This window comes from Rummeliibacillus pycnus, assembly GCF_050459865.1.
Classification (GTDB): domain Bacteria; phylum Bacillota; class Bacilli; order Bacillales_A; family Planococcaceae; genus Rummeliibacillus; species Rummeliibacillus pycnus_B.
This window is the reverse complement of sequence record NZ_JBCMNM010000080.1, coordinates 21,978-31,599: the sequence shown is the minus strand read 5'-3', so window position 1 is coordinate 31,599 and position 9,622 is coordinate 21,978. Positions and strand designations below refer to the sequence as shown.

Genomic DNA, 9,622 nt, shown 5'->3' with positions numbered 1-9,622 from the left:
CGCTTTCCGCGGGCGAGCGTTGAGCCTCCTCGGGGCAACAGGATGTTGGTCACGGAGTCGTTGCCACAGGACGTGGCGTTCTTAGACTCCGTTCCTTAATCGCACTGCGGGGTCTCACCTGTCTCGCTTTCCCGCAGGAGTCTTCGCTAATTCCACATCAACAAAGATAGTAGTACTTATAAATTTTTAACTATTTTACTTTCAGCGCCATCCACAATGTTCCTGTTAGGCTTTCAGCTCAAGCTTTTCCGTTGAAGTGGCCACCTGCAGCGTTGCAATGAACATAATTGGATATCATGGAATGTTCGTATAGTTTATATGAATTTTGCATTATGAAATCGATTTATAAATCAAAATATCATACAACATCACAATACGAATTATTCTTCATCATCGATAAATTGCGGTTCGACTCTATCTAGTTTTTCTTCTTTTAAGATGGTAAACATTTTAGCCGCATCTTCTTTACGGACAATGTCTTTTAATTCTTCTACGCGAACAGTTACTATTTTTTGTCCAAAGCGAATAGCAAGCTCATCTCCTACTTTAACAGCGCTGCTTGCTTTTACTACTTTACCGTTGATTGTAATACGACCTTGATCTGCTACTTCTTTTGCTAGAGTACGACGCTTTATCAATCGAGAAATTTTCAAAAATTTATCTAATCTCATATGAGTATCCTCTTTTCTTATTGTTTAGCTTCTTGCCAAAATTGATCTAGTTCTTCAAATGAATAGTCTTTAAAATCTTTGCGACCTGCCATAACTTGTTGTTCGACATAGCCGAATCTCTTAGCAAATTTAGCATTTGCATGAATCATTGCATCTTCTGCTGAAATTTTATATACACGTGCTAAGTTTACTAGTGTAAATAATACATCACCAAATTCATCAAGTCTTGATTCTGGTGTTCCGTTTTCTACTTCTTGACGGAACTCATGCCACTCTTCTTCTACTTTATCCCAAACTCCTTCAACATTTGGCCATTCAAAACCTACTTTTGCCGCTCTACGTTGATAGTTATAAGATGTTTGTAGCGAAGATGTTGCACGATATTCACCTTTTAATAGAGGTTCGAAATTGTCATCATTTTGATGTTCTTGCTTCTTGATTTTCTCCCAATTTGCATTAACATCCTCTACACTATTTACCTTCACATCACTAAAAACGTGAGGGTGACGGCGAATCATTTTGCCTGCAACCCCCTCTAGGATATCTTCTAAATTCCAGTAGCCTGAATCCTCTGCAATTTGAGCATGTAAGAAGACCTGTAACAACACATCACCAAGTTCTTCAATCATATGCTCATCATCTTGTTCATCAATAGCTTGTAAGAATTCATGAACTTCTTCCAACATATAACGTTTTAAGCTTTCGTGAGTTTGCGCACGATCCCATGGACAACCTTCTGGGCTTCGTAAAATAGAAATAATGTCGCGGAATGTCGACCATTCACGCAATGCATCTTCTTTATCTTTAATAGGCGGAACATACACCGTTGTTAAATTATTAATTTCTGCAACATGGTCTAATTCATGTAGTGGCACTGTACGGATGAATTCATCTTTTGAACCTGCTGCTGTTACGATTGTAACCGGATAATCTGGGTGGTATTTTTCTAACAGTGTGAGTTTTACTTCAGAAGCACTAAATTGATCATATACTTGTGCAATTAATAGATGATTATACATATTCACTTCATGGATTGAGAAAGTAGTACCATTAACTAGTTCAAAGCCATCAATCGGGTCAATTCGAAGCGCACCAAAAATAGCATCTAAGAAACTTTGCCCCCCTTCAATTTTGAGCTGAACCTTCCCTTCTTTTTCTGCCTGAATCAGAAGTTGAACCGTCATTTCAGCCATTAAAGGGTGACCGGGAACAGCATAGATTACATCTTCTACTTCTATATAATTGAGTAATGTTGAGACAATTTCTTTGTAAACTGGTAGAAAATCATCATGTTTTTCATAGATTTCGTCAAAGCTTTCAAATTCCATGCCCTCTTTTGCCAATTCGTCTAATACAGCATGTTCTTTTGTACGAACACATATCTTCTTTGCTTCCTTTAATTTTCGATAGACGCCTATCGGAAGTTGTTCAAAATCTCCTGCGCCTAATCCAATGACTGTAAGTTGATGCATATTCTTCACCTATTTTTGTTTATTTTTTCGATTAATCCAAAGCTGATAACTAGCCATACGACGTCCTAAGGGAAGTAAATACCAATCTCTAATAGATAAAATATTTAACTTTGCGATTATTGTTAAAAAAGCTAAAGCACCAATTCCTGCTTTCAAAACACAAAGAATCAACGCTCGCACGCGCCCCGATAAGGAAGGAAAAATCATTGGTTCCACGAACATTGTAAACAGTAAAACAACTAATATCATCGCGAGCGTAGCGAGCGCCGCGCCTTTATAAAAACGAGCTGTTGATAAATGGATATTTTTTACTCTTTTTAAGTACCATAATAATCCCAACGTCGTCATAAAAAGACCTAAATTTCCAGCCCATGCAGCTCCAACAATACCAAATTTCAGGATAAATAATTTATTGCAAAGCATTTTAACGATAATCCCTACAACTAATAACAATGCAGGTATTTTTAATTGATCTAACCCTTGTAAAATGGCCGTTAATGTCATAATTAATGATATCCAAATAATTTGAATAACAAATACAGATAAGACATTTGATAAATCTGCATTCTCAAAAAGAGTTGTATTAATATTTGGCATAACAAGTACTAAGCCTACTGCTGCAGCTATGCCAAATAATAGAGATGTACGATATGTGAGCTGGATAAATCGATCGGCATTTTGTCCATCATTACGTTTTGATGCATGGGCTACAAGTGGGACAATAGCCAATGAAAGTGAAGATGCAACAACTAATCCAACTTGTACTAATGGCTGACCACGGTCATATATTCCCTTTGTCTCCATCGCCTTTAAAGACGGCATCCCTAGTTCCCTTAATGCACTATATATAGTAAAAGAATCGACTAATTGAAATACAAGCAACACTAAACTACTCATACTTACACTAACGCTTAATACCATTAACTTTTTAAGTATTGGCCATTTTGCTAGATTTGTTTTTATTTTTCTGTTATATTTTGCACCCAAAAATTTGTGCCTTTTCATGTACCCTAATAATAAAAGAACACCCGCAAACTCTCCAACAACCGTTCCTAAAAGTGCTATTTTCCCTGCACCATATAAAGATTCTGTTGTTGACATAATGACCCATGTCCCACCTAAAATAACAACTACTCTTACCGTTTGCTCAACTACTTGTGCATAAGCTACTGGCTTCATAAATCCTGTAGATTGAAATAAACCTTTATATATAGCTAAAAACGGCATTGAAAATACAACAAATGCGCCAATCTTTAGCAGTCCAGCGAGATTTGAATCCCCCATCAGGTGTGCAAAAACTGGTGCACCAATATACAAAATCACAAAGCATACCACTGATAGCAAAGTTAAAAATCGAAATATTATACGTAGCAGGGCTCTTTTTTCATCTTGCTGATTACTTTCGTCTAAATCCGCGAGCATTTTGGAGATGGCTACAGCTATACCACTAGATGTCCATGTAACAAATAGCGCTACAAAGGGATAAACTTGCTGGTAAATATAAAAACCATGGTCTCCGACTAAATTTTGAAATGGCACACGGTAAACCATGCTTAATATCTTCACAAAAAGAGCCGCTACTGTCAGCAAAGCAACTCCCTTTAAATAAACTTTCATCCCCCATTTTTCGGACATGATAATCCTCTTTCCTATATAATTCATCGGTTACAACACAAATAATTGACAACAGTATAGCATATTAATCTCACTCACCAAAACGTCTTCCATCTTTATACGAGCAAATCAACATGCTACACACTGGATAAAATTATCAACGCTATCCATTATCAGAGTCTTACAAATAATTCATTTTTCTGGAATTTTGACGATATCTATTATACCAAATAGGTTATAGGAGGGAATATTTATGAAGGTTTCAGTCTCAAAAGTAGATATATTTCAAAATACAGCACAGTATAAACAATCTTCTTTAACGCAAGAAAGCTATTTACAAATAGAAAAAAGAATGAAAAGCAAACCATCACGTATCATTACGGAAACAAAAAATGGCTATATTCGTAAATACCTTTTAAAAGCTGACGGTACAAAGGTTTTAATTTCTGAAATGTGTATAAACGAAAAATTACTATCTTTAGAAGAGCCTTCACAAATTTCTTCTTCTACTATTAACAATACAAAAGAAATGCTAGATTTACTCAATACTTCCTCGCAATTTAGATCCATTCGCTTAAAAAAATAATCTATCTAGATGTGACAGTATCCTTTAACATAGACAAAAAAGGCCATTCTCTATTGATTTAATCAATAGTTGAATGGTCTTTTTTATTAATCTTCCATTTGCTTTGCCAAAAAATGTGCTGCAGTCTCTGCTACTTTCTGCTCTGTATCCCCAATAAAATGCATCTTCGATAAGATGTAAACAGCTCCAATTGCATCTCCTGCTACAACAATAGGGGCGATACAATAAGATTTAATCTGTTCGATTTGACCAGGTACAATTTCAACAGAGTTTTCATGTTTTTCAACGATTATTTTACGTTGTAATATACACTCTTCTGCAAAGGATGATATTTGACGATGCATGTACTCCTTTTTCGAAACACCTGCCACAGCAATAATTTCATCGCGATCACTAATAAGTGCACTTGTACCCAATGTTTCAAATAATGTGTCTACATATGAAAGAGCAAAATCACTTAATTCATTGATTGGAGAATATTTCTTTAATATAATTTCACCTTCGCGGTCAGTAAATATTTCTAATGGATCACCTTCACGAATCCGTAAAGTTCTTCTAATTTCTTTTGGGATTACCACACGTCCTAAATCGTCGATTCGACGTACAATGCCTGTCGCTTTCATTCGTGTTGCCTCACTTTCGACAAATTTTCATAATAGTACTTGTCGGTAGTATGGGGCATTCAAATATAAATTATACATGGCAATTATTAGTCTTTAATCGCTGCTTTTTCTCGTATTGCAGTCGGTAGTAGTTTCATCAATGATTCTAAAATATCAAATGGCAATTGTTTTTCTGCCTTTTTCTCATCAATCGTTAAAATAAGTCTCTGACCCTCTAATTGAAACCCTACTGCACGGCCAAATTGCATTGACTCTGAAACAATTTTCCCACCATCAAGATTGGCAGTTCCTTCTTCTGAAATATCGATGGTGACGATTTTATTCTTTGTCTTAATGAAATCTACGCCTACTTTTTTAGCCCATACCTTTATACGTGCTATTCGTAAAAGACGTTCTGTTTCCATCGGTAGATCTCCAAAACGATCATGTAATTCATCAATGATTTCAGCGTAATCTTCCTCTTCATCCATACCCTTGATACGCTTATACATTTGGATTTTTTGATAGCCATCCGGAATATATGCATCTGGAATATACGCATCATATGGAAGTAAAATTTCGATATCTTTTTCTTCTTCTTTTTTCACACCTGTTTGGCGTTCTTCAATCGCTTCTTCTAGCATTTGAGAATATAAATCGAACCCTACAGAGTCAATAAAGCCATGTTGTTGAGAGCCTAGTAAGTTCCCTGCTCCACGAATAGATAAATCACGCATTGCAATTTTAAATCCGGACCCTAGCTCTGTAAATTCTTTTACAGCTTGTAATCGTTGTTCAGCAACCTCCGTTAGCACTTTATCTCGTTGATACATGAAATAAGCATATGCGACACGATTGGATCGCCCAACACGTCCTCGTAATTGATAAAGTTGTGATAGTCCCATACGATCTGCATTATTCACAATTAGTGTATTTACATTTGGAATATCGATACCGGTTTCAATAATCGTAGTTGTAACTAGAACATCATACTCTCCTTCTAAAAACCGTAGAATAACAGATTCTAATTCTGACTCAGACATTCGACCGTGGGCAAATCCTATTCGTGCATCTGGCACAAGCATTTGAATTTCATCTACTTTTTTTGCCATATCCTCTACACGATTGTGTAAATAGAAAATTTGTCCTCCACGAGACATTTCGCGTTCAATCGCTTCACGCACCAATGCCCCATTATGCTCCATAACATACGTTTGCACTGGGAATCGGTTTGCTGGTGGCGTCTCAATAACAGATAAATCACGCACACCGACCATTGACATATGCAAAGTACGTGGAATAGGTGTAGCTGTTAACGTTAGTACATCTACATTTGTTTTTAACTGTTTAATCTTTTCTTTATGTGTTACACCGAAACGTTGTTCTTCATCGACAACGAGTATTCCAAGGTCTTTATAAACAACATCTTTTGATAATAGGCGATGTGTGCCGACAACAATATCAACTGTACCATCCTTTAAGCCTTTTAACGTATCATTTTGTTGCTTACGCGTACGGAAACGACTTAACAAGCCAATTGTAACGGCTTGATCTTGAAATCTTTCTTGCATGGTTTCAAAGTGTTGCTGTGCCAAAATCGTCGTGGGTACTAAAAACGCCACTTGTTTACCATCCATAATGGCTTTAAATGCTGCTCGAATAGCTACTTCCGTTTTACCATAGCCAACATCACCACAAACAAGTCGATCCATTGGGCGTTCTTTTTCCATATCGACCTTCACTTCTTGGATAGTACGTAATTGGTCTTCTGTCTCCTCATATTGGAACGCTTCCTCAAATGCACGTTGTTCATCACCATCAGGTGAAAATGCAAACCCTTTTTCTGCTTCACGTTTTGCATATAGTTTAATTAAATCATCTGCAATATCTTGTACCGCTGATGATACTTTACTCTTTGTTTTCTTCCACTCTGTTCCACCTAGTTTATGAAGCTTAGGCTCTTTATCTTCTGAACCAACATACTTTTGGATTAAATCAATTTGATCAACTGGGACATAAAGTTTATCATCCGCACGATATCGGACATGTAAATAATCTTTATGTTTACCATTGACTTCAAGTGTTTCAATACCAATATATTTCCCGATACCATGATGAACATGTACAACATAGTCTCCAGGTTTTATTTCTGTATAACTTTTAATACGTTCTGCATTTGTCATTTTTTGAGGACGACTTTTTTTCTTCTTAGGTTTTTGTTTAAAAAGTTCTTCCTCAGTGACAATCGCTAAACGTTGTAATGGCAATTCAAATCCCGCTGAAAGTTTACCTGTAACAGCAAAAATACCTTCTGCCACTGGTTTACCAATTTGTATATGAATATCGTAATCTTCTAATGTAGTTTGAATTGTTGTTAAGCGATCTTCATCTTCTGTTACAAAAAGAACGGTGAATTTTCCATGTTGCCAGCGTTCTACCTCATTTTTGAGTAATGGCATTTGTCCATGGAAATGTTGCATTGGCTTACAAGAGAAACTTGTCGTTTTCTTAAAACGAATACCTGCAAATGTTCTTGCAAATAGCGCAAAGTAAAGCGAAGGTAAATGAATCATAGCAATAATCTCTTTTAATGAATAAGAAGGTTTTACTGCATGAACTAATTTTCCTTCTTCAAGTAAAGATAAAAACCATTCTTTTTCTTCTTTTTCCCACGCTTCCATTACTTCTTGAATTCGACCAAGTTCGTCATAAACAACAAGTCCATCTTGTGCAAAATAATCTCCTAAGAATGAAGGACGATCGTACAATAATGACCCATAGCGATTCGTAAACTCTGGTAACTCACCTTGCTTTAATAACTCTATATCTGCTTGAACATGTTGATATAATTGCTCTTGGATTTCTTTCTTTTTTATCTTTTTCAAACTATCTGCTAGAGCGTCTTCAAGCTTTTGCGCTAATTTTAAGCGTTGATCTTTTGTTAATACAAATTCAGATGCAGGTAAAATATGAAGCGCATCTAATTTTCCAATCGAACGTTGATCATCAGCTGAGAATGTACGAATAGAATCTACTTCTGTATCAAATAATTCAATACGTATAGGATTCTCAAGATACGGAGGGTAAACATCCAAAATTCCCCCACGTAAAGCAAACTCACCCGGTGTTGTGACCATTTGACTTCTTGTATAACCCATTGTCACTAATTTTTGAAGCCATTCTTCTACATTAATCTCTTCACCAATTGAAACATTTAGATTTAATGTAAGCCATTCTTCTTTTGGCGCCATCATTTTGCGCATACCGGCAATCGGAATAATGTACAGTCCTTTTTGTTGATGTAACATATGGTCTAACGTTTCTATACGTTGCGCTCGCAATTCCGGACTTGCAATTGACATATCTGCAGCGATAAACTCATCTGCTGGATAATAGTGAACATAATCTTCACCAACAAGTTTCAATAAATCATCGAACATCTTTTGAGCTTGCAATAAATTCGGTGAAATTATGTAAATAGGTTTTTGGATATAATCATAAATAGTGTCTAAAAAGGCTGGTCTAGCACTCCCAGAAAGGCCCGTAATTAATTGCTCTTCTTGGCCACTTTTTATATCTTCTAACAATTTTTGAACATGTGTATCTCGGGATAATAATTGACGTAGTATTTCCATATTGGCCTCCCTCCGTTAGCAAATAAATGCTATATCATTCAATGTACAGAAAAAGGCCTTGGACGCACAATGCGCCAAAGCGTTTTACTGTAACCAATTTTTTAATGCATAATAATTCGGGAATTTCTTAAGCGAGTCTTCGCAATGTTCGCAAATACTTTCTACGGTTGTATCACCATTTTGCTCATGACGGATAAATTCTTTAGCATCTTGTTCATTTAGTTGATGAAGTTTACGAATACTATCTTCAGAATCAAATGGCAATACGCCTATTTCCGTGTTGCAATGACGACATCTGTAACGAATAGCCATAAGCATGCCTCCCTTTATAAAAAGTATAGACAGCTTTGGCATCTTTTATGCTTCATAATTTAATTGAAACGATTCATAACTTCTGCAAAAGGCTTCTCTAACCAATATTCACAAGCATCCGCTGCTCGGCCAAATGCTTCTTGCATCACAGGCTGATCTTCTTTCGAAAATCTTGAAAGTACATAGTCAGGCACTTTCATTCCCACTGGTGGACGGCTAATTCCGATACGAATACGATTATAGTTTTGCGTACCGATATGTTGAATCAATGATTTAATACCATTATGACCACCTGCACTGCCTTTTTGGCGAAGGCGTAATTTGCCTTTCTCTAAATCTAAATCATCATAAATAACAACAATATCTTCTACATCGATATCATAGTAATCCATCATAGGGCGAACTGCTTCACCAGATAGGTTCATATATGTAAGAGGCTTCATCAGCATTACTTTTCCCTCTGGACGATGCGCTGTGCCATATATTGCATTAAATTTTTGTTGATTTAATGAAATGCCCCATTTTTCTGCTAATAAATCAATTGTATCAAATCCCACATTGTGGTGTGTATGTTCATAGTCTCTCCCAGGGTTTCCTAGGCCAATAATTAGTTTCATATTTGGCATCTTCCTTTTCTAACTAATCCCTGTTATTTTACCATATAAGTGCTGAGGGCGCTCGTTTTGAGGAAGATAGCCTAAAAGCGCGACATCCTGTCGCAACGGCTATC

General features: G+C 36.4%; 8 protein-coding genes. 1 reads left to right on the top strand and 7 read right to left on the bottom strand.

Annotated features, from left to right (window positions below):
• Window positions 1–380: 380 nt before the first annotated feature.
• The 3 genes from ABE048_RS16170 to ABE048_RS16160 are packed head-to-tail and all read right to left on the bottom strand — an operon-like array spanning window position 381 to window position 3,778.
• A complete protein-coding gene (locus ABE048_RS16170) occupies window positions 381–671 on the bottom strand; it encodes an RNA-binding S4 domain-containing protein (RefSeq protein ID WP_430312307.1) in 291 nt (96 codons plus the stop codon).
• 17 nt (window positions 672–688) lie between these two features.
• A complete protein-coding gene (gene mazG, locus ABE048_RS16165; protein ID WP_430312306.1) occupies window positions 689–2,143 on the bottom strand; it encodes a nucleoside triphosphate pyrophosphohydrolase in 1,455 nt (484 codons plus the stop codon).
• 9 nt (window positions 2,144–2,152) lie between these two features.
• Complete coding sequence (locus ABE048_RS16160) at window positions 2,153–3,778, bottom strand: putative polysaccharide biosynthesis protein (protein WP_430312305.1); 1,626 nt, start codon at window positions 3,776–3,778, stop codon at window positions 2,153–2,155.
• Between the two features lie 232 nt (window positions 3,779–4,010).
• Here ABE048_RS16160 and ABE048_RS16155 point away from each other — a divergent pair, with 232 nt between their 5' ends.
• Window positions 4,011–4,343: a hypothetical protein gene (locus tag ABE048_RS16155; protein ID WP_430312304.1), complete on the top strand. Its 333-nt coding sequence runs from the start codon at window positions 4,011–4,013 to the stop codon at window positions 4,341–4,343.
• Between the two features lie 86 nt (window positions 4,344–4,429).
• Here ABE048_RS16155 and spoVT read toward each other — a convergent pair whose 3' ends face one another.
• The 4 genes from spoVT to pth form a co-directional block, all read right to left on the bottom strand.
• Window positions 4,430–4,966, bottom strand: a complete 537-nt coding sequence (gene spoVT, locus ABE048_RS16150) for a stage V sporulation protein T (RefSeq protein ID WP_430312303.1) — start codon at window positions 4,964–4,966, stop codon at window positions 4,430–4,432.
• 86 nt (window positions 4,967–5,052) lie between these two features.
• The gene (mfd, locus tag ABE048_RS16145; protein WP_430312302.1) at window positions 5,053–8,580 is read right to left on the bottom strand and encodes a transcription-repair coupling factor; all 3,528 of its coding nucleotides are present in this window, start codon (window positions 8,578–8,580) and stop codon (window positions 5,053–5,055) included.
• An 84-nt stretch (window positions 8,581–8,664) separates the two neighbouring features.
• Window positions 8,665–8,892: an anti-sigma-F factor Fin gene (locus ABE048_RS16140; protein WP_430312301.1), complete on the bottom strand. Its 228-nt coding sequence runs from the start codon at window positions 8,890–8,892 to the stop codon at window positions 8,665–8,667.
• A 59-nt stretch (window positions 8,893–8,951) separates the two neighbouring features.
• A complete protein-coding gene (gene pth, locus ABE048_RS16135; RefSeq protein WP_430312300.1) occupies window positions 8,952–9,509 on the bottom strand; it encodes an aminoacyl-tRNA hydrolase in 558 nt (185 codons plus the stop codon).
• Window positions 9,510–9,622: the final 113 nt, after the last annotated feature.

What these genes read in the sequence shown, in the direction of transcription:
- ABE048_RS16170 (WP_430312307.1), bottom strand. Translation starts at nt 671, where the DNA reads ATGAGATTAGATAAATTTTTGAAAATTTCTCGATTGATAAAGCGTCGT.
- mazG (WP_430312306.1), bottom strand. Translation starts at nt 2,143, where the DNA reads ATGCATCAACTTACAGTCATTGGATTAGGCGCAGGAGATTTTGAACAA.
- ABE048_RS16160 (WP_430312305.1), bottom strand. Translation starts at nt 3,778, where the DNA reads ATGTCCGAAAAATGGGGGATGAAAGTTTATTTAAAGGGAGTTGCTTTG.
- ABE048_RS16155 (WP_430312304.1), top strand. Translation starts at nt 4,011, where the DNA reads ATGAAGGTTTCAGTCTCAAAAGTAGATATATTTCAAAATACAGCACAG.
- spoVT (WP_430312303.1), bottom strand. Translation starts at nt 4,966, where the DNA reads ATGAAAGCGACAGGCATTGTACGTCGAATCGACGATTTAGGACGTGTG.
- mfd (WP_430312302.1), bottom strand. Translation starts at nt 8,580, where the DNA reads ATGGAAATACTACGTCAATTATTATCCCGAGATACACATGTTCAAAAA.
- ABE048_RS16140 (WP_430312301.1), bottom strand. Translation starts at nt 8,892, where the DNA reads ATGGCTATTCGTTACAGATGTCGTCATTGCAACACGGAAATAGGCGTA.
- pth (WP_430312300.1), bottom strand. Translation starts at nt 9,509, where the DNA reads ATGAAACTAATTATTGGCCTAGGAAACCCTGGGAGAGACTATGAACAT.